Source organism: Rhodococcus sp. JG-3 (genome assembly GCF_000482405.1).
Classification (GTDB): domain Bacteria; phylum Actinomycetota; class Actinomycetes; order Mycobacteriales; family Mycobacteriaceae; genus Rhodococcoides; species Rhodococcoides fascians.
On the sequence record NZ_KI519398.1, the window covers coordinates 4578169 to 4598228 of the forward strand.

At 64.8% G+C, this 20060-nt stretch carries 22 protein-coding genes; 9 read left to right on the forward strand and 13 right to left on the reverse strand.

Annotated features, from left to right (window positions below; translation table 11 throughout):
* The first annotated feature begins 29 nt into the window (after positions 1 to 29).
* The 6 genes from K414_RS0122825 (at position 30) to K414_RS0122850 (ending at position 6380) form a co-directional block, all read left to right on the forward strand.
* Positions 30 to 1304: a CBS domain-containing protein gene (locus K414_RS0122825; protein WP_027498042.1), complete on the forward strand. Its 1275-nt coding sequence runs from the start codon at positions 30 to 32 to the stop codon at positions 1302 to 1304.
* 20 nt (positions 1305 to 1324) lie between these two features.
* Entirely contained in the window at positions 1325 to 1855 is a 531-nt protein-coding gene (locus K414_RS0122830; RefSeq protein ID WP_051365248.1) for a DUF1003 domain-containing protein, read from the forward strand.
* Between the two features lie 125 nt (positions 1856 to 1980).
* Positions 1981 to 2853, forward strand: coding sequence for a murein transglycosylase (locus tag K414_RS0122835; RefSeq protein ID WP_027498044.1), 873 nt, complete (start codon positions 1981 to 1983; stop codon positions 2851 to 2853).
* Between the two features lie 70 nt (positions 2854 to 2923).
* Positions 2924 to 4060, forward strand: coding sequence for a P-loop NTPase (locus K414_RS0122840; protein WP_027498045.1), 1137 nt, complete (start codon positions 2924 to 2926; stop codon positions 4058 to 4060).
* A 92-nt stretch (positions 4061 to 4152) separates the two neighbouring features.
* A complete protein-coding gene (locus K414_RS0122845) occupies positions 4153 to 5610 on the forward strand; it encodes an amino acid ABC transporter substrate-binding protein/permease (protein WP_027498046.1) in 1458 nt (485 codons plus the stop codon).
* Positions 5607 to 6380 (forward strand): amino acid ABC transporter ATP-binding protein, encoded by a 774-nt coding sequence (locus tag K414_RS0122850; protein WP_051365249.1) that lies wholly within the window; start codon positions 5607 to 5609, stop codon positions 6378 to 6380. Before K414_RS0122845 ends, K414_RS0122850 begins: the two co-directional genes overlap by 4 nt.
* A gap of 160 nt (positions 6381 to 6540) precedes the next feature.
* Here K414_RS0122850 and tatB read toward each other — a convergent pair whose 3' ends face one another.
* The 4 genes from tatB to sigE form a co-directional block, all read right to left on the reverse strand.
* A complete protein-coding gene (gene tatB, locus K414_RS0122855) occupies positions 6541 to 7005 on the reverse strand; it encodes a Sec-independent protein translocase protein TatB (protein WP_027498048.1) in 465 nt (154 codons plus the stop codon).
* 18 nt (positions 7006 to 7023) lie between these two features.
* Positions 7024 to 8529, reverse strand: coding sequence for a trypsin-like peptidase domain-containing protein (locus K414_RS0122860; protein WP_027498049.1), 1506 nt, complete (start codon positions 8527 to 8529; stop codon positions 7024 to 7026).
* Between the two features lie 84 nt (positions 8530 to 8613).
* A complete protein-coding gene (locus K414_RS0122865; protein ID WP_032365497.1) occupies positions 8614 to 8940 on the reverse strand; it encodes a hypothetical protein in 327 nt (108 codons plus the stop codon).
* Positions 8941 to 8956: 16 nt separating this feature from the next.
* Positions 8957 to 9565, reverse strand: coding sequence for an RNA polymerase sigma factor SigE (gene sigE / locus K414_RS0122870; protein ID WP_174557314.1), 609 nt, complete (start codon positions 9563 to 9565; stop codon positions 8957 to 8959).
* A gap of 257 nt (positions 9566 to 9822) precedes the next feature.
* Between sigE and K414_RS0122875 the strand changes: the two genes are divergently transcribed.
* A complete protein-coding gene (locus K414_RS0122875) occupies positions 9823 to 10434 on the forward strand; it encodes an O-methyltransferase (protein ID WP_032365496.1) in 612 nt (203 codons plus the stop codon).
* Positions 10435 to 10506: 72 nt separating this feature from the next.
* On the opposite strand, the gene glgC is transcribed toward K414_RS0122875, so the two are convergent.
* Positions 10507 to 11721 (reverse strand): glucose-1-phosphate adenylyltransferase, encoded by a 1215-nt coding sequence (gene glgC / locus K414_RS0122880; protein WP_027498053.1) that lies wholly within the window; start codon positions 11719 to 11721, stop codon positions 10507 to 10509.
* A 76-nt stretch (positions 11722 to 11797) separates the two neighbouring features.
* Here glgC and glgA point away from each other — a divergent pair, with 76 nt between their 5' ends.
* The gene (gene glgA, locus K414_RS0122885; RefSeq protein ID WP_027498054.1) at positions 11798 to 12961 is read left to right on the forward strand and encodes a glycogen synthase; all 1164 of its coding nucleotides are present in this window, start codon (positions 11798 to 11800) and stop codon (positions 12959 to 12961) included.
* Here glgA and K414_RS0122890 read toward each other — a convergent pair.
* The 7 genes from K414_RS0122890 to K414_RS27765 form a co-directional block, all read right to left on the reverse strand.
* On the reverse strand, positions 12931 to 13809 hold the full coding sequence (locus K414_RS0122890) for a methyltransferase domain-containing protein (RefSeq protein ID WP_027498055.1): 879 nt from the start codon (positions 13807 to 13809) through the stop codon (positions 12931 to 12933). The genes glgA and K414_RS0122890 overlap by 31 nt on opposite strands.
* A 157-nt stretch (positions 13810 to 13966) precedes the next feature.
* Positions 13967 to 14134 (reverse strand): DUF3117 domain-containing protein, encoded by a 168-nt coding sequence (locus tag K414_RS28695; protein WP_008714277.1) that lies wholly within the window; start codon positions 14132 to 14134, stop codon positions 13967 to 13969.
* 96 nt (positions 14135 to 14230) lie between these two features.
* Positions 14231 to 14809, reverse strand: coding sequence for a DNA-3-methyladenine glycosylase I (locus K414_RS0122900; RefSeq protein ID WP_237606562.1), 579 nt, complete (start codon positions 14807 to 14809; stop codon positions 14231 to 14233).
* 26 nt (positions 14810 to 14835) lie between these two features.
* Complete coding sequence (locus tag K414_RS28365) at positions 14836 to 15249, reverse strand: DivIVA domain-containing protein (protein ID WP_048315935.1); 414 nt, start codon at positions 15247 to 15249, stop codon at positions 14836 to 14838.
* A gap of 55 nt (positions 15250 to 15304) precedes the next feature.
* Positions 15305 to 16234 carry a glucosyl-3-phosphoglycerate synthase gene (locus K414_RS0122910; RefSeq protein WP_027498057.1) on the reverse strand — a complete coding sequence of 310 codons (930 nt, stop codon included), beginning with the start codon at positions 16232 to 16234 and terminating at the stop codon, positions 15305 to 15307.
* A complete protein-coding gene (gene folP / locus K414_RS0122915) occupies positions 16231 to 17091 on the reverse strand; it encodes a dihydropteroate synthase (RefSeq protein ID WP_027498058.1) in 861 nt (286 codons plus the stop codon). Before folP ends, K414_RS0122910 begins: the two co-directional genes overlap by 4 nt.
* Positions 17088 to 17525: an ester cyclase gene (locus K414_RS27765; RefSeq protein WP_051365250.1), complete on the reverse strand. Its 438-nt coding sequence runs from the start codon at positions 17523 to 17525 to the stop codon at positions 17088 to 17090. The genes folP and K414_RS27765 overlap by 4 nt, the downstream gene beginning before the upstream one ends.
* Positions 17526 to 17579: 54 nt before the next feature.
* Here K414_RS27765 and K414_RS27770 point away from each other — a divergent pair, with 54 nt between their 5' ends.
* A complete protein-coding gene (locus K414_RS27770; protein ID WP_051365251.1) occupies positions 17580 to 18224 on the forward strand; it encodes a TetR/AcrR family transcriptional regulator in 645 nt (214 codons plus the stop codon).
* On the opposite strand, the gene K414_RS0122930 is transcribed toward K414_RS27770, so the two are convergent.
* Positions 18214 to 19989, reverse strand: a complete 1776-nt coding sequence (locus K414_RS0122930) for a long-chain-acyl-CoA synthetase (protein ID WP_027498059.1) — start codon at positions 19987 to 19989, stop codon at positions 18214 to 18216. The two genes, K414_RS27770 and K414_RS0122930, sit on opposite strands and share 11 nt — an antisense overlap.
* Positions 19990 to 20060 lie beyond the last annotated feature (71 nt).

Genomic DNA, 20060 nt, shown 5'->3' on the forward strand with positions numbered 1-20060 from the left:
TGTATTGCCCTGCCTCTAACCTTGCCATCATGGCAGCACTGAGCAAGGTATTCGCGGCCAGGCTCGCCGGCCTCGGCGTCCTGGGCCCCGACGGCGAATCGATCGGGCGAGTGCGCGACGTGGTGGTCTCCATGCGCGTGGGCAGGGCACAGCCGCGAGTCCTCGGACTCGTGGTCGAATTGGCAACGCGCCGAAGAATTTTCGTCCCGATGCTACGAGTGACCAGCATCGAGCCCAACTCCGTCCAGCTCACCACCGGCAACGTCAGTCTGCGCCGATTCACTCAGCGCGCGAACGAGATTCTGGTGTTCGCGCAGATCCTCGACTCCAAGGTCCGCGTCGACGATCCCGAACTCGACGAGTTGCACGACACCGATTCCGTCGTCGTCGATCTCGGCATCGAGCTCACCCGAACTCGAGACTGGAAGGTCGCACGCGTGGCGGTGCGTAAGCAGCGCCAACGCCTTGCGCGGCGCGGTGCCATCCACGTCGTCGACTGGCAACACGTGCAGGGGCTCACGCAGAACGAACTGTCGATGCCCGACCAGGGTGTGGCGCAGCTGTTGATGCAGTTCGAGGACCTGCGCGCCGCCGACGTGGCGAATGCCATGCGCGAGCTCCCCGTCAAGCGCCGCATGGAGGTGGCGCGGGCGTTGGACGACGAGCGCCTCGCCGACGTCGTCCAGGAATTGCCCGACGACGATCAGGTGGAGCTGATGCACTACCTCGGAGTCGACCGCGGTGCCGACGTGCTCGAGGCCATGGACCCCGACGACGCCGCCGACCTCCTCGGCGAGCTACCCGAGACCGAAGCGGAATCGCTTCTGCGACTGATGGATCCAGAGGACTCCGCGCCGGTCCGCCGCCTGCTCGAACACTCCCCCGACACCGCCGGCGGTCTGATGACGCCCGAGCCCGTGATCCTCACCGCGTCGACGACGGTGGCCGAGGCCCTCGCTCGGGTACGCAACCCCGACCTGACGCCTGCGCTGGCCTCACTCGTGTTCGTGGTGCGGCCGCCGACCGCAACACCGACCGGCCCATATCTGGGCTGTGTTCACCTGCAGCAACTGTTGCGAGAACCCCCGGCGAGTCTGGTGGGCGGAGTCGTGGACAGCGCACTCCCGCGGCTGTCCCCCGAGGACAGCCTGACCGCGGTGACGCGGTACTTCGCGACGTACAACCTCGTCTGCGGCCCGGTGGTCGACGACGAGGACCACCTGGTCGGGGCCGTGACCGTGGACGACGTCCTCGATCACCTGCTGCCCGAGGACTGGCGAGATCAGGAAGTGGCCGGACAGTGAAAGAAACAGCACGCCAGAGAATGGACACGCCGCGCGGTTCGCGGCTGTTCAACGTCAACTTCGACTTCGATCTCGGTAAGTCGGGTGAGAAAGCCGCCAGGTTCCTGGGCACCGGACGCTATCTGGCGATTCAGACCGGCATCGTCATCGTCTGGATCTTCCTCAACGTCGTGGCCGTCAATCTGCAGTGGGACCCGTATCCCTTCATCCTGCTCAACCTCGCCTTCTCGACGCAGGCCGCGTACGCCGCGCCGTTGATCCTGCTCGCCCAGAATCGGCAGGACGACCGCGACCGCGTCTCTCTCGAAGAGGATCGGTCGCGGGCTCAGCAGACCAAGGCCGACACCGAGTTCCTCGCGCGGGAGCTCGCAGCTCTGCGTATCGCCGTCGGTGAAGTCACCACCCGTGACTATCTGCGCCGCGAACTCGACGACATCAGGGCGTTGCTGGAACAAGCGACGGGTCAACCCGCCAACGCACCGAAGAAGGCGCGCAAGAAAGCGGCCGCACGCCTGGCCGACGACGCGTCGGGCGAGACCGACCCGCAATAAACCGTGCACCGCTCCGCGCCTGGTAACGGCCCGATAACGGAACAGTCTCGAATCAGGTACCCTCGATCCCGGTCATCAGGTCGGGCCCCGGAGATCATCCGGGGAAATCAGGAGGTACAGCGCGCGTGGGTCGTCACAGAAAAGCATCGAATTCCAAGGTTCGACGGAACTCGGTGATTGCTCTGGCAGGCCTCGTCCCCGCAGGACTCGTCACGGCCGCGACCAGCGCCGGAGCCACCGAATACATCCCGTTCGTCACCGCCAAGACGGCCCCGGCCGCACAGGAATCGAACTCCGTGGTCGAGACCCCGCAGCCGATCGCCCAGGACCAGCAGGCGCAGCCGGTGGCTCAGGCCGAGCTGCCGACACCCGCCCCGGTCCCCGCGCCCGCCCCGGCTCCCGAGATCCCGCCCACACCCGAGCTGCCCACCAACCTTGCGGTCAGCCCGATCGCGATCCCGGTCGTCAACGTCTCTGCATACAAGAACGCCGAACGCATCCTGGCCCAGCAGCAGCCCGGCTGCGGCATCAGCTGGACCGTCATCGCCGGCATCGGCCGCGTCGAATCCACCCACGCCAACAACGGCAAGGTCGACGACTCGGGCGAACTGCACGAGCCCATTCTCGGACCGGTTCTCAACGGCACCCTCGCCGGCAATCAGGTGATTCGCGACACCGACGGCGGCGCGCTCGACGGCGACACCCAGTACGACCGCGCAGTCGGCCCGATGCAGTTCCTGCCCTCTACGTGGAACCTCTACCACGCCGACGGCAACGGCGACGGAGTCTCCGACCCACAGAACCTGTACGACGCGGCCCTGGCCACCGGCATGTACCTGTGCGACGACGGCACCAACGCCCGCGACCTGGCCTCGACCACCCGGGCAATCCTGCGCTACAACAATTCGATGGCCTACGTGGCGAACGTGCTCGCATGGTCGGCCGGTTACGCCACCGGCATCGTGCCCTCCTCGGACCAGCTGCCGCGGATTCACTGAATTCAACGCAGCACTAGATCGAGCTGCCCTGCTGTTCATCGGGACTCGGTGCACCGCATAGCATGAAGCAATGGCTGTACTGACCGAATCCGACGTTCGGACCGCGCTGACGAAGGTCATCGACCCCGAGATCCGTAAACCCATCACCGACCTCGGCATGGTCAAGAGCATCGACATCTCCCCCGACGGAGCCGTCGGCGTCGGCATCTACTTGACGACCTCCGGTTGCCCGATGAAGACCGAGATCAGCGATCGCGTGAAGAACGCCGTCGCCGACGTCGCCGGAGTCGGCACCGTGACGGTCGAACTCGACGTGATGAACGACGAGCAACGCACCGCACTGCGCAAGTCCCTGCGCGGCGATTCCGCCGAGCCGGTCATTCCCTTTGCGCAACCCGGATCGCTGACGCGCGTGTACGCGGTGGCGTCGGGCAAGGGCGGCGTGGGCAAGTCCAGCGTGACGGTCAACCTTGCCGCGTCCCTTTCCGCCCGCGGCCTGTCGGTGGGTGTGCTCGACGCCGACATCTACGGCCATTCCGTTCCCCGCATGCTCGGCAACGACGCGCGACCCACGCAGGTGGAGAAGATGATCATGCCGCCGCAGGCGCACGGCGTGAAGTTCATCTCGATCGCTCAGTTCACCGAGGGCAACACCCCGGTCGTCTGGCGCGGACCCATGTTGCACCGGGCCTTGCAGCAATTCCTCGCCGACGTGTTCTGGGGCGACCTGGACGTGCTGCTCCTCGACCTTCCGCCCGGTACCGGTGACGTGGCAATCTCTGTCGCACAACTGATTCCGAACGCAGAGATCCTCGTGGTCACCACCCCTCAGCAAGCCGCTGCCGAGGTCGCCGAGCGCGCCGGAGCGATCGCACTGCAGACGCGTCAGCGCGTCGCGGGCGTCGTGGAGAACATGTCATGGCTCGAGCTACCCGACGGTACCCGGATGGATATCTTCGGATCCGGTGGCGGACAGGACGTATCGGATCGCCTCACCAAGGCCGTGGGTGCAAAGGTGCCTCTGCTGGGCCAGATTCCGCTCGACACCGCCGTCCGTGAAGGCGGCGACGCCGGTACTCCGATCGTGTTGGGCCACCCGAATTCGCCTGCGGCACAAGCACTCGAGGCGGTCGCCGGAAAACTTGCGGTGCGCGAGCGCGGACTGGTGGGAATGTCGCTGGGAATCGACACCACCCGGAAACTGTAAGGCAGGCGCTTATACCCGACAAACGACGCGGGGAACAGGGTTGGAGCCTTATGATTTGCCTTCAATCCTACTGTCGATAGAGAGTGGCCTTCATGAAGAAGCCGCATCGGGTCAGGCCGGTCGTCGTTCCGGTCCTGATCGCACTGCTGATGACCCTGCTGGGATCCGTACTCGGTCCCGCGCTGGCGTCGGCACAACCTGCCCCGCCTGCCCAGAATTACTCGATCGCGACAGACACCACGTTCGCGCCCTTCGAATTCCAGGACGAGACAGGCAAACTCGTCGGAATCGACATGGACCTGCTCGCGGCCATCGCCGTCGACCAGGGCTTCGACTACACCGTCGAGCAGGTCGGATTCGACACCGCACTCCAGGGCGTCACGAGCGGCCAGTTCAACGGAATGATCGCCGGCATGTCGATCACCGACGAGCGCAAGGCCACCTTCGACTTCTCCGATCCGTACTTCGATTCCGGTGTCCAGATGGCGATTCTGGATTCGAACGACGAGATCAAGGGCTACGAAGACCTGCGCGGTAAGTCGGTCGCGGTCAAGAACGGCACCGAGGGTGCGACGTTCGCGACGTCGATCGCCGATCAGTACGGCTTCACCATCCGCAGCTTCGACGACTCCGCGACCATGTTCGAGGAAGTGCGCACCGGAAACTCCGCAGCGGCCTTCGAGGATTACCCGGTTCTCGCCTACGGCATCACCCAGGGCAACGGCTTCAAGACGGTCACCGAGAAAGAAGCCGGTGCCAGTTACGGATTCGCCGTCGCCAAGGGCACCAACGCCCAGTTGCTCGACCAGTTCAACACCGGCCTCGAAAACCTGCGCGCCAACGGCCAGTACGACGAAATCCTCGACACCTACCTCAACGCCGACGCGTCCACCGCCGACACCTCGATCCCCGGCCTGATCGCCAGCAGCTGGCAGTTGCTGCTCAAGGGTCTGTGGCTCACGATCGTGCTGACCGTCATCTCCATCGCCATCGCGTTGGTACTCGGCGGCATCTTCGGCCTGTTTCGCGTCTCGACCAACATCGTGCTCCGCGGCATCGGAACCACCTACGTCGACATCTTCCGTGGCACACCGCTTCTGGTGCAGGCATTCTTCATCTACTTCGGCGTACCCGCGGCACTGAACTTCCAGATGTCGGCGTTCACCGCAGGCATCATCACACTCTCGCTCAACGCCGGTGCGTACATGGCCGAGATCGTCCGCGGCGGCATCCTCGCCGTCGACAAGGGCCAGATGGAGGCGTCCCGCAGCCTCGGCATCAGCTACCTCAAGTCGATGCGAAAAGTGGTGATGCCCCAGGCAATTCGCACGATGATCCCGTCGTACATCAATCAGTTCGTCATCACGCTCAAGGACACCTCGCTGCTCTCGGTCATCGGCCTCGCCGAGCTGACGCAGACCGGTCGTCTGATCATCGCTCGCAACTTCGAGTCGTTCAACATGTGGCTCATCGTCGGCGTCCTGTACTTCATCATCATCATGGCTCTCACCAAGCTGTCGAACCGGCTCGAGAAGAGGATCAACAAATGAGCACCGAACTGACCAAGGACCTGCCGGTCGACAAAGGTCCGGGAACGAAGATCTCGATCAAGGCCCTGCAGAAGGCGTTCGGCGACAACACGGTTCTCAAGGGCATCGACGCCGAGATCGCCAACGGTGAAGTGGTCTGCGTGATCGGGCCGTCCGGCTCCGGCAAGAGCACGTTCCTACGCTGCCTGAACAAGCTGGAAGACATCACCGCCGGATCGGTCGTCGTCGACGGAACCGACCTGACGGCGAAGAACGTGGACCTGGACAAGGTGCGCCAGAACATCGGCATGGTGTTCCAGCACTTCAACCTCTTCCCGCACATGACAGCCCTCGAGAACGTCATGCTCGCACCCGTCGAAACCAAGAAAATGACGAAGTCGCAGGCCAAGGACGCGGCCCTGCAGCTGCTCGAACAGGTAGGACTGTCGGAGCGTGCCGACTACAAGCCCGCCAACCTATCCGGTGGGCAGAAGCAACGCGTGGCCATCGCGCGGGCACTGGCCATGAACCCGTCGATCATGCTGTTCGACGAAGCCACCAGCGCCCTGGACCCCGAAATGGTCGGCGAAGTTCTGCAGGTACTGCGCGACCTCGCCAAGGGCGGTATGACGATGGTGGTCGTCACCCACGAAATGGGCTTCGCGCGTGAGGTCGCGGATCGAGTGATCTTCATGGCCGAGGGCGTCATCGTCGAAGAGGGAACACCCGACGAGCTGTTCGGGAACCCGCAGAACCCACGCACCCAGGACTTCCTGAACAAGGTGCTCTAGCCACTGGCCCGCCCGCTCCCGCCCGCCCGCCCCGCCGCGGATCAATGCGCCTTTGTTGCACTCAGAGCGACTGAATCCCACATTCATCCGACGGGGGCGCAGCGGTCGGGCGGGCGCAGCCTGCAGACTGGGTGGTTCGTCGGGCCGGTTGGGGCTATGCCTACGTGGCGTCCGCGTCGATGGGCGGGGTATCGCCGGCCGCGAGTTTCGGCTCGTTCTTGCTCATCGACACTCCACCCCCGGATGTACTGCCCGAGGACACGCCGTTCTGCGGCGTCGGTCCGCCCATGTTCTTGGGCTTGGTGTCGAAGGGCTTGCCCTTGAAGGTGTCGTCCAGCGGGTTCTTGAAGACCGAGTCGTCGCCGTCGAGCAGGTGTTTGGTGATCACGGCTCGGGGTGTCATACCGCGGAGCTGGTTGAGGTCCGCAAGCGGTTTGCGCAGGTCCTCGAAGTCGGTACCCAGCTCGTCCTTGAGCTGCTGACTCGCGCCGTTCGCGTAGTCCTTGACCTGACGGATGGACTTGGACACCCAGCTGATGGCGCCGGGAAGGCGATCCGGGCCGAGGATGACCAGAGCTGCCACGAGGAGAATGAGGAACTCTGACCAACCGATGTTCGCGAACACGCCTGCCAGCCTACGTCGTCAGTCCGAAACCGGCGTGACGGAGACGTCCACCAGCCGTCCCGAACGGACGAGTTGCACGGGTACTGACTGGCCGATAGTGGTCTCCTGGACCGCGACCACCAGTTCGTCCGCATCGCCCACTGCGCGATCGCCGACCTTGGTGATGACGTCACCTTCGACGATTCCGGCTTGCTGGGCCGGCCCACCGGCCCGGACGTTGGCGACTTCTGCGCCGGCCGAGGTTTCGTTGATCACCGAACGCGCGTTGATCCCGAAATCCGGGTGCCGCATGACGCCGTCCCGAATCAGGGCCTGCGCCACCTCGGTGACCTCGTCGACGGGTATCGCGAAGCCCAGTCCCACCGATCCGCCGCTCTCGCTTCGGATGGCGGAGTTGATGCCGATGACGCGACCTTCGAAGTCGATGAGGGGGCCACCGGAGTTACCCGGGTTGATGGCTGCGTCGGTCTGTACCGCGTCGATGACGGCGTTGGTGTCGGTGCCCTCCCCCGACAGCGCGACGGGGCGGTCGAGCGCACTGACGATGCCCGAGGTGACCGTCTTGTTCAGGCCGAGCGGCGACCCGACGGCGATGACGTCCTGGCCGACGCGGACGTCGTCGGAGCGTCCGAGCTGAGCCTCGGTGAGGTTGCCGACGTCGGTCTTGAGCACGGCGAGGTCGGTCTTGGTGTCGCGGCCGACGATGCGTCCGGGCACTTTGGTGCCGTCGGAGAAGGTGACTTCGAGGGTCGACTTGTCCTCGTCGGATGCGGCGAGCGAGATCACGTGGTTGTTCGTGACGATGTAGCCCTCGTCGGCGTCGATCACGACGCCCGAGCCGGTGCCTCCGGTCTCGCCGAGGGTCACCTGAATGGAGACGACCGACGGCAGGACCGCGTCGGCCACCTTGCTGATCTGGCCGCGTGGGACGTCGTCGCCACTGGACTGGGTCAGTGTCACTTTCTGACTGGTCAGTGCGCCGGTCACTTCGGCGGTCAGGCGGCCGAACAGTCCACCGACCAAGCCGATGACGAGGGCAACGACACCGAGTACGACGAGCGCCCGCACGGATACCGATCGCCCGAACAAGACGTCGCGCACACCGAGCTTGGTTCCAGGAGGGAGCACAGGAGGTGGTGGGGTGTCGAGGGCCGCGCCGCCCAGCGACACTCGGGACGCGGGATCACGCCACGGATCGGCCGGAACCTGGGGGCCGGCGTCGGACTCGTCGACGGCGTCGGGGTCGCGCTGCAATGACTCGGTGGCGTCATCGGGACGTCCGAAAGCCTCGGCCAGGACGGGGTCCGGCGGCCGGACCGACAGCCGGGAAGGCAGTTGTTCGTCGGGGCGACGTGGGGAGAACGAACCGCCGACGTCATCGGGACGTCCGAACACCGAGGCCGACACCGGATCGACGGTGGGTCGATGGACCGGACGCGGCGGCAACCGTGGACCTTCGTCTGCTGTGCCTGTGGTCTCGGTGCTGGTCGAATTCGATGTCACGCGTCCGGTTACCCCTCGCATACGTCGGTGTGAGAGTTCAGTATCACTCGAGCGGTCGGGGCAGCTCGATGCAGGTGAGGACTCGTCGGGCAGAAAACGCGGCGGTCAGCGTCGACGACGGCGCACGGCCTCGACGGACGCCATGAACGACCGCTTGGATCGAGCGGGCCCGTCTTCGCCTGCACAGGACGGAATCTGGCTCAGCAAACCGAGGAGCGAATGTGGCATCGACATCTCGCCTGCTCCGCGCAGCGCACGACGCGCCTGCTGCTGCGCCTCGACCTCGGCCGAGCATTCCGGGCATTCGGAGAGGTGGTGAGCGGCGCGGAGGTGAGCGGGCATTCGTAGTTCACCATCGACGTAGGCTGCGACGGCTTCACTGGCCAGATGTTCGGTGGAGCTGAATTGCCGAGGCTTGCGTGCCTGCGTCATCCAACCCTCCTCGTAGCTAGTGGACACTTGCGTGACCCGAGTCGACCTTCCCGTGCACTCGAAGGTACTCCCGTAGCGCGTGACGGCCACGGTGAATGCGACTACGAACCGTTCCGAGCTTGACGCCCAGTGTCGCACCGATCTCTTCGTACGACAGTCCTTCGATGTCGCACAACACGATTGCGGCGCGAAACTCGGGTGCCAGCGAATCGAGCGCAGACTGCAGATCCGGGTCGAGGCGAGCGTCGTGGTAGATCTGCTCGGGGTTGGGCCGGTCCGACGGAACGCGGTCGTAGTCCTCGGGCAGTGCTTCCATGCGGATACGGCTGCGGCGACGAACCATGTCGAGGAACAGGTTGGTCGTGATGCGGTGCAGCCAGCCCTCGAACGTTCCCGGCTGGTAGTTCGACAGGGAGCGGAACACGCGGATGAAGGTGTCCTGAGTCAGGTCCTCTGCGTCCTGGGCATTACCGGAGAGACGGTACGCGAGTCGGTAGACGCGGTCGCCGTGTTCGCGAACGAGCTCGTCCCAGGACGGCATGGTGGAGTTCTCGCCGGTCGCATCGAACACTGCGGTGCCGCTGAGGTCGTCGGGGGTGGGCACGGACTCGGGTAGACGAGCGATGTCGCGATCGCCGTTGATCTTGTAAATAGTTGGATCCTCCTGCTCAGGACTGCGTACGTCCTTCTGATGCAACCGACGACTACCCTCGGATGTTCCAGCTCACACTTCGCAATCGAGACGGACCTGCGATTCCTCCATAGCCTGACCGACCCGCGTGTGGGTCCGGTATGAATCACCTGAGGCCCACCTGAGAATGTGTGCGTGAGATCGAGCCCCGGGCACGATAACCTCGGGACGTGCCGACCAACGCCGAGAAGATGCTCGCTTATGCCGAAGACTCCGCTCAGGAGGACGAGGTTCTGATCGCAGCCAGAGAGCGAGCCGTCGACCTCGGTGCCGCTCCGGTGCCGCCGTCCGTCGGTGCCATCCTGAGCATCTTCACTCAGATGCTCGGCGCGAAGACGGTCGTCGAAATCGGAACAGGCGCGGGAATCAGCGGTCTGTGGTTGCTCGACGGGATGCGTGCGGACGGGGTTCTCACCACCATCGACACCGAGCCCGAGCACCAGCGGGCAGCGCGAGAAGCATTCCGGGCAGGGGGAATTGCGCCGTCCCGCACTCGGCTGATCAACGGCTGGGCGTTGGACGTGCTCCCCCGATTGGCCGACGACACCTACGATCTGGTGTTCATCGACGCCAGCCCTGCGGACCATCCGCACTTCGTCGCCGAGAGTGTGCGGTTGCTACGCCCCGGCGGAGTTCTGGTGCTGCACAACGCATTGCTGGGTGGACGGGTTGCAGATCCGACTCAGCGCGACGCGACCGCGGTGGCCGTTCGGTCGGCCGCGCGTGCCATCGCCGAGGACGAGCGCCTGACGACGGTGCTGCTCCCTCTGGGCGACGGGTTGATCTGCGCGTCGCGGGCGTGAGTTCGCTCCGCGCAGTGGTGCGGTTAGGTGCCCTCTGCGGCACCTAACCGCACCACTGCCGCAGGCTCTGCTCTAAATCCAGACGCCCTTGCCGACGGAGACGACTCCCCCGGCACTGACGTTGAAGCGTTCCCGGTCGCGTTCGAGATCGACTCCGACGATTTCGCCGTCACCGACGACCACGTTCTTGTCCAGGATCGCGTGCCGAACGACGGCACCCTTGCCGATCCGGACTCCGGGCATCAGGACGCTGCCTTCGACGGTCGCGCCGCTGTCGATCATGACGTTCGAGCTCAGTACCGAGTTGCGGACGGTGGCGGCGCTGAGAATGCAGCCGGCACCGACGACGGATTCCTGAGCGAGGCCGCCCTGGACGAACTTGGCGGGCGGCAGATTCTCGGCCGATCCGCGGATGGGCCAGCGGCGGTTGTAGAGATTGAAGATGGGATGCACCGACACGAGGTCCATGTGGGCGTCGTAGAAGGCGTCGATGGTGCCGACGTCTCGCCAGTAGCCGCGATCGCGTTCGGTGGCACCGGGAACGACGTTGTCGTTGAAGTCGTAGACCGAGGCCACGCCTGCTTCGACGAGCGCCGGGATGATGTCGCCGCCCATGTCGTGGTCGGAGTCGGAGTTCTCGGAGTCCGCCTTGATGGCATCGACGAGCACCTTGGTGGTGAACACGTAGTTGCCCATCGACGCATACGTGACGTCCGGGTCGTCGGGGGTCCCGGGCGGCTGCGCCGGCTTCTCCAGGAACTGGGTGATCTTGCCGTTCTCGTCCGAGTCGATGCAGCCGAACGCGAATGCCTCGCTACGCGGAACCCGGATACCTGCGACGGTGACGCCCGCGCCGGAGTCGATGTGCTGCTGCACCATCTGCTCCGGATCCATTCGGTACACGTGGTCGGCACCGAAGACCACGATGTACTCGGGGTCCTCGTCGTACACCAGGTTCAGCGACTGGAAGATGGCGTCGGCGCTGCCGGTGTACCACCGGGGGCCGAGACGCTGCTGTGCCGGGACCGGAGTGATGTACTCCCCGGCGAAACCCGACAGTCGCCACGTCTGCGAGATGTGGCGGTCCAGGGAATGGGACTTGTACTGAGTCAGCACGCAGAGCCGGAGGTAACCGGCATTCACGAGATTGCTCAGCACGAAGTCGATGAGTCGGTAGGCGCCCCCGAAGGGAACGGCTGGCTTGGCTCGGTCCGCGGTCATCGGGTAAAGGCGCTTACCCTCTCCGCCTGCAAGCACAATCCCTAGTACGTGCGGTTGTGTCCTCACCCACCCAACCTATCCGCACCGAGAGAACCTTGCTACCAGTACACGCACAACTGCCGGGGAATGTAGGTTCGTTCACGTGCGAGTAGCGATGATGACCAAGGAATACCCGCCGGAGATCTACGGTGGCGCAGGAGTTCATGTCACGGAGTTGACCGCGCAGCTGAAGTCGCTGTGCGAGGTGGACATCCACTGCATGGGAGCTCCGCGCGACACCGCACAGGTGCACGATCCCGATCCGGCACTCGCCGGAGCCAACGCAGCACTGACGACGTTGTCGGCGGAACTGCGGATGGCCAACGCGGCAGCGGGAGCGGACGTGGTGCATTCGCACACCTGGTACACCGGCCTCGCCGGTCACCTCGCGGCAGAACTGTACGGCGTACCGCACATCCTCACCGCCCACTCGCTCGAGCCGCGACGGCCGTGGAAGGCCGAACAGCTGGGCGGCGGTTACCGCATCTCGTCGTGGTCGGAAAAGAACGCGGTGGAATACGCCGACGCCGTCATCGCCGTCAGCGAGGGCATGGCCAAAGACGTGCTCGACGCCTATCCGCGCCTCGACCCGAGTCGAGTCCACGTGGTGCGCAACGGGATCGACACCGAGCGGTGGTACGCAGATCACGGCACGTCGACTCTCGACGAGATCGGGGTGGATCCCAGCAAGCCGATCGTCGCGTTCGTCGGCCGCATCACTCGGCAGAAGGGCGTGGGTCACCTCATCGCCGCGGCACACCATTTCGATCCGTCGATTCAGCTCGTCCTGTGCGCGGGCGCGCCCGACACTCCGGAGATCGCCGCAGAAACCGAACGCGCAGTGGCGTTATTGGCCGAGCAACGCAGCGGGGTCTTCTGGGTCAAGGACATGCTCCCCACCGACAAGATTCGCCAGATCCTTTCCGCCGCAGCAGTATTCGTCTGCCCATCGGTGTACGAGCCACTCGGCATCGTCAACCTCGAGGCGATGGCCTGCGAAACCGCGGTCGTGGCGTCGGACGTCGGCGGCATCCCCGAGGTCGTCGACGACGGCCGCACCGGACGGCTGGTGCACTACAACTCGTACGAGCCCGACGTCTTCGAGCGAACCCTCGCCGACACCGTCAACGAGGTCGCTCTCGACCCCGCACTGGCGACGGCGATGGGCAAGGCCGGCCGCGAGCGGGCCGTTGCCGAATTCTCGTGGGCGTCGATCGCGAAACAGACCCTCGCCGTCTACAACGACGCGCTGGCGCGTCGGGGCTGAGAGATCTTTCGGTAAGTCGACACCGTCACCGACGCGGTGACCGGGACGGTGTCGGGCAAATCCTTCAACGCCGCGGACCGCGCACCGGGGTCACCGTGCCGAATCGACGGCCCCATCCCGATGAGTTCCTCGATGTCGTTGTGCGAGAGCATCATCGAGTACTCGAGCGGGGTCTCGGCCACCGACCCGAACAGACCCGACAGCGACTCACCGAGCCGACGGGTCTTGTCCTCTTCGACGCCGATCAGCCCCAGCGGCCCGCGCAGCTCACGCTGATGCCGCGACGTCGGCGTGACGACCACCAACGTGCCGTCGTCGCCGAGAACTCGATGCAGTTCACCGGCATTGCGCGGCGAGAACACACACGTCACCGCAGACACGGCACCCGCCCGAATCGGTAGCCCGCTCCAGATGTCCGCGACGACGCACCCGAGCCGGGGATGCGACCGCGCGGCTCGGCGTGCCGCGAACTTGGACACGTCCACCCCGACCCCCAGCGCGGCCGGACGCGCGTCCAGGACACCTGCGAGGTAATACCCGGTGCCGACCCCGACATCGAGGACCACGTCCGACTCGGGCGGAACAGCCGCCGACACCGCCGCCGCGATGGGCTCGAAATAACCGGCACCGAGGAACTTCTCACGGGCTGTGACCATCTCGGCCGAATCACCGGTGAACTTGCCGCCGTCGCCTGTCAACAGGCTGACGTACCCCTGCCGGGCCACGTCGAACAAATGACCACGATCGCACCACAGACTTCGATCGGTCTCACCGAGACCCAGGCCCGACTCGACCTCACGGACGCGGCACTGTGGGCAGACCAGCAGATCGACGACGTCGGTCAGCATCGAGCACCTCTTTCACATCGAGACAGATTCTCCGGCACTCCCCCGGAAACGACCTGCCGATCACAACATCGCCGATCACAACCCTGCTGATCACAACACAAAGCCCCGCTGGCCGGTGCGGCGAGCGGGGCTGAGCGATGATCGATCGACGTGGCGATCAGCCGGTGACGCCCTTCAGTTCGTCACCGAGTGCCGCGGCCTCGTCGGGGGTCAATTCGACGACCAAACGGCCGCCCCCCTCGAGCGGGACACGCATGACGATTCCTCGTCCCTCTTTGGTTGCTTCGAGGGGACCGTCCCCGGTCCGGGGCTTCATCGCCGCCATCCTCTGCTCCCTCCAGATCTGCGCCCACCTGCTCGGCGCCTCGGCCTAAAAGATAAATTCGTCGCGGGGCGACGGAGTGTCCTGTGCCATTCTTCCCTATCGCCGTCGATGGGGGGAACCTGAGTCGGTATTCGTGACCTGCACCCAACACCCCAACAGGTGATCGTCGACCATTCCGGTGGCCTGCATCAATGCGTAAGCGGTAGTCGGACCGACGAACCGTAGCCCGCGGCGTTTGAGCTCTTTGGCCAATGCCGTCGATTCGGGTGTCGACGCGGGCACGTCGGTGAACTCCGTGAGCCGCTGTGACCTGGGCTCCGGCGCAAAGGACCACAGCAGAGTGTCGAGATCGGTGTCGTCGAGGTCGACGATCGCGCGAGCGTTGCTCACCGCAGCCTCGATCTTGAGTCGGTTCCGCACGATCGACGGGTCGTTCATCAACCGCTCCACATCGGCGTCGTCGAAGCGGGCCACTGCGTCGGGATCGAACCCGGCGAAAGCAGTGCGGAAGCTTTCCCGCTTGCGCAGGATCGTGATCCACGCCAGGCCCGACTGAAACGCTTCCAGACACAGGCGCTCGTAGAGCTCATTGCGGCCGTGCAGCGGCTGCCCCCACTCCGTGTCGTGATAGGTGCGATACAGCTCGTCGTCGGTGGCACCCCACGGGCAGCGCAGCTTGCCGTCCGGCCCCGCGACTGCGCTCACCGTTCGTCCGACTCGACCGTGCCTGTGACGCCCGAACTATCCGTGAGGCCGGCACTGTCGGTGAGGCCAGAACTATCCGTGAGGCCCGCACTGCCGGGCTGCCCCGACAGCGGGGATCGAGAACCTGACTCCTGCGCCGCGGACAGCCGTGACCGCAGCATGTCTATCTCGCCGCCCAGGCGCTCGAGGGCCCAATCGACTTCGCTGGGCTTGTAACCCCGCAACGTCTGCTGGAACTTCAACGCGCGCACATCGGCACCGGTGACTCCTTCGGCCGGCAGCACTGTTGCGGTGGTTCCCTCGGGCAACGGCCCCAGCTCTTCACCGCGACCGAACACCGCTGCGGCGATGAAGAACAACGCCGCAGCGACGACTGCAATGACGATGATGTAGATCAACAGCGTCAACATGCCACGATCTTGTCACGGCTGCCCGACACGTCGGCTGGACGCACCTGGTGGTCGGTCAGATCAGCGAGTTCATCGCCGGTCGATCGGCCAACGACACTTCGGTCGAGAACGGCTCGAACGAATCCCCTGCCACGCGGAACTGCATAAGTCCGGCACCGGAATCGACCATGCCGCACCGATTGAGCATCGTTCCGACGATCTGCCGACTCATCGCCCCGAGTTCGACAAGCGGCCGATTGCGATGCTTTCGCACTCCCAGGTTCACCTGTCCGATGGCCTGCAGACCGAGCCGGTCGTACGTGTCGAGAAGCAGGCCGATCTCCACCCCGTAACCGGGCGCGAACGGCACCGCCGACAACAACTCGCGAGTGCCCGCGTACTCCCCGCCCAGCGGCTGGATCACGCCGGTCAACTCCGGGCGCAGCGCCGCGAGCAAGGGTCGAGCCACCAACTCGGTGACGCGTCCACCGCCGTTGGCGTCCTCGGTGCCACTGACGCGAAGTGGACGTCGGTAGTAGCCCTTGACGAGATGAATGCCGTCGCCCATCAGCAGTGGTCCGAGCAGTTTCGGCACGAACGCGGGGTCGGGATTGATCAGATCGGAATCGACGAAGGCGATGAGGTCACCCGTCGACGCCGCGACCGATCGCCACAGCACCTCGCCCTTGCCCGGTACCGGATCGAGCCCCGGTACTGCCTCCTCGCGACTGATGACACGGGCACCGGCCGCTCTCGCGCGTACTGCCGTCTCGTCGGTCGAGCCCGAGTCGAGCACGATCAGTTCGTCGACGAGGCCACCGAGCAACGGGTGGATGGTGTCGATGACGGCAGCCACCGTCTGTTCCTCGTTCAGCGCCGGAAGCACCACGGACACCGTGCGGCCCGCCTTGGCGGCCTCGAGCTCGGCGATGGTCCATTCGGGGGTGTCCCAGCTGTTGGTCTCGGACCACATTCGGGTCACGTCCGTTCGATCGGCCAGTGTCATGCCAGCCCCCTGACCGTCCGCGCCGGGGTTCGTCGTCCCTGGATCGCTGCCACCATGTCGACGACTCTTCTGGTCGACGCAACTTCGTGCACCCGGAACATCCGGGCTCCGCCTGCTGCGGCCAATGCTGTCGCTGCCAATGTTCCCTCCAACCGGTCGGCGAGCTCTACCCCTAGAGTCTCGCCTACGAAGTCCTTGTTGCTCAGCGCCATGAGCACAGGCCACCCGGTGTTTACAAGAACGTCCACGCGACGCAACAACTCGAGCCCGTGATAGGTGTTTTTCCCGAAATCGTGGGTCGGATCGATCAGAATCGAATCTTTCTTCACCCCCTCCGCGACCGCGTTATCGGCAGCTGCGGTGACTTCCGCGACCACATCGGCCACGACGTCGGTGTACCGAACCCGGTGCGGGCGGGTCCGCGGAACGGCACCGCCGGTGTGCGAGCAGACGATCCCGACTCCTTCGGCAGCGGCGACGCGCACCAACTCGGGATCGGCTCCGGCCCAGGTGTCGTTGATCAGATCGGCTCCCACACCGCAGGCCAGGCGAGCAACCTCGCTACGCCAGGTGTCGACACTGATCAGCAGATCCGGATACGCATCCCGGATGGCCTCGACGAACGGCACGACGCGGCGGATCTCCTCCGCCGCGTCGACGAGATCACCGGGGCCTGCTTTGACGCCGCCGATATCGACCATGTCGGCACCCTCGGCGACAGCCCTGTGCACGGACGCCATCGCTGCATCGTCGGAGAAATTCGCGCCCCCGTCGTAGAACGAGTCGGGGGTGCGATTGACGATCGCCATGACCAGAGCTCGATCGTCGGCGACCGGCTTACCGCACAGAGTGCTCATTCATCCATAGTGGCATTTCGGCGGAGGTGCCCGAGCGCGATGGTGTCGGCACCCACATTCGCCCAGTGCCGGGCACCACGTCCGTCGGCGTCGAGCTCGATGACGTGGAACTGTTCGAGCGCAACGGACAGCCCCGAGGATGGCACGCCGAACAGAGGCGAGCCCGTATGGGTTCCCTCCATCTCGACCCGCGCGGCGATGCGGTCTCCTTCCCCGAAGAGATCACCGATCGTCACGCGCAGGTCCGGCATCGCAGAACGGAACATCGCGATCGCGCCTTTGAGGTGTGCCGCCATATCCGGCTCGTCCTGTCCGAAAGCGTGCCGGTCGACAGCGCTCGGCGCGAGTGCTGCATCCACCGTCGAGAGATCACCCCGCCCGAATCCGTCCTCGAAGACCCGTCCCACTCGATCTTTCGCCTGTTGGATATCCATGACGCCCCGATTCGTTCAAGTGGCACTCGGATCAATATGCATATACTCGACCCGATGACCGAAAACGTCAAGAGGACCTACAACTCCGCCGTGCGGCAACAGCAGGCCGAAGGCACCCGACTCCGCATCATCGAGGCCGCGCGCGGACTCTTCCTCGCCCACGGATACGGCACAACCTCGGTGCCGTCGATCGCCGCCGCGGCAGGTGTCTCGGCGGACACCGTCTTCCACGTCTTCAAGAACAAGCGCACGCTGCTCAGAGAAATGGTGGATCTGGACATCGGCGGAGACACCGACCCGACGCCGATCATGCAGCGCTCATCAGCATCGGCCGTGCGCGACGAACTCGATCAACGCACGCAGCTCCGCATGTTCGCGTCAGGAATCGCCGAACAGGTCGCGCGAATCAGAGCGGTCGACGACATCTTGCTCAGCGCGGCTGCCGTCGACGAGGACATCGCAGCACTACGACGCGATATCCAGGACCGACAACGCAGATCGGCGATGATGCAGATCGCCGAGTGGATCGGGGCACGTGGAGATCTGGCCGTTGACCTCGAAACGGCAGGAACCACCATCTGGGCCCTGACCAGCCCCGAAATGCACCGAATGTTGTGCGAGCGGTCGGGCTGGACGACCGACCGCTACGCACGATGGCTCGAGGCCACCCTCGCCTCGAGCTTGCTGGTTACCCCTTAGGGGCCTTGCCGGCGGCAACCTCGTCGACGTAGCCGTCGTAGAACTTCTCGTAGCCACCGGACTTGCCGCGCAGCACGTGGAGTTCGCTGTCACCGTCTTCCTGGAACCCCAGCTTGCGTAGAGCGACCTTCTGGCTCTTGAACGTCGAGGTCTGCTCGAGGCTGTCGACGATGCGTACGAACAGCGGCACCGCGTAGGTCGGCAGCTTGTCGTAGAGGTGCTCGGCGAACGACTTGCCGTCGAAGGACTCACCGTCGCGCAGGGTCACCGCAGCCATACCGGCCTTGCCGTCGGCACCCTCGATATCGACGCCGTAGACGACGGCACCGTCCACTGCCGGGTGGCTACCGAGTGCACCCTCGACCTGGGTCGTGGCGACGTTCTCGCCCTTCCAGCGAAAAGTGTCTCCCAGTCGGTCGACGAATGCGACGTGCATCCAGCCCTGCTTGCGAACGAGGTCGCCGGTGTCGAACCACGCGTCACCGTCCTTGAACCCGTCGCGCACCATCTTCTTCTCGGTGGCCTTGTCGTCGGAATACCCGTCGAACGGGGCCCGGTCGGTGATCTTGGACAGCAGCAGGCCCACTTCACCGTTGCCGACCTTGCGGAGCTTGCCGTCGTGGCCGCGCTTGGCCTTGCCCGATTCTTCGTCGTACTGCACCACGGCATACGGCAACGGGCAGATTCCGGCGGTCTTCTTCATGTTCAGTGCGTTGATGAAGGCGATGTTGCATTCGCTGGCACCGTAGAACTCCGCGACGCGGGAGATACCGAATCGCTCGGTGAACTCCTCCCAGATCTCCGGTCGCAGTCCGTTGCCGACGATCAGCTTGACCGAATTGTCCCGGTCGGAATCCTTCTTCGGCTGCGTGAGCAGGTACCGGCAGAGCTCGCCGATGTAGGTGAACGCCGTGGCCTTGTTGACGCGAATGTCTTCCCAGAAGTTGCTCACCGAGAACTGCTTACCGATGGCCATCGTCGCGCCGCCGGCGAGCACCGAGGACAGCGTCACCGTCAGCGCGTTGTTGTGATAGAGCGGAAGGCAGCAATAGATGACGTCGTCGCCGCGCAGTCGCACGCCCATGTTGCCCAGGCCCGACATCGACTTGAGCCAACGGAAGTGGCTCATCAGGCTGGCCTTGGGCATGCCCGTCGTTCCCGAGGTGAAGATGTAGAACGCCTTCTCCTTGGCCTGGATCTCCGCGGTGACCGACGGGTTGGCCGTCGACGCCTTCGCGGCCAGCTCGCCGAGCTCCTTCAGCGGCAACACCGACCCGACCTTGGGCTCGCCGTCCAGAGAATCCAGCGCTTCCTGCGCGTTCTCGTCGAGGACCAGCACCTTCGCTTCGAGAATTCCGAGGCTGTGCTCGAGCACGTCGCCGCGCTGGTTGTAGTTGAGCATGCCTGCGGTGGCACCGAGCTTCACGGCAGCCAGCGCCGCGAACAGCGCCTCGGGGCGGTTCTTGCTCAGCACACCGACGACGTCGCCGCGTACGACCCCCCGGTCGGTGAACACTGCGGCGTACTGATTGACCAGCGCGTTCGCGTCCTTGTAGGAGATCGACTCACCCTCGAAACGGACGAACGGTCGACTGCTGTTCTTGGCTGCCGCGTCCTGGAAAATCAGTCCGATGGAGACCTTGTGGTCCGGCTTGCGGGTAAAGCCCGCCAGCCCCTTGAGCAGGCTCGGCACCTCCGTCACCATTTTCGGCAACGCGACCGCGAGGTCGGTCACTCCGATTTTCTGACGGGCATCGACAGCCATGAGCTCCCCTTTGAGACGATGTGAGATAACTAACCCTACTAGAGAGTAACAACTTCCAGCACTTCGTCAGG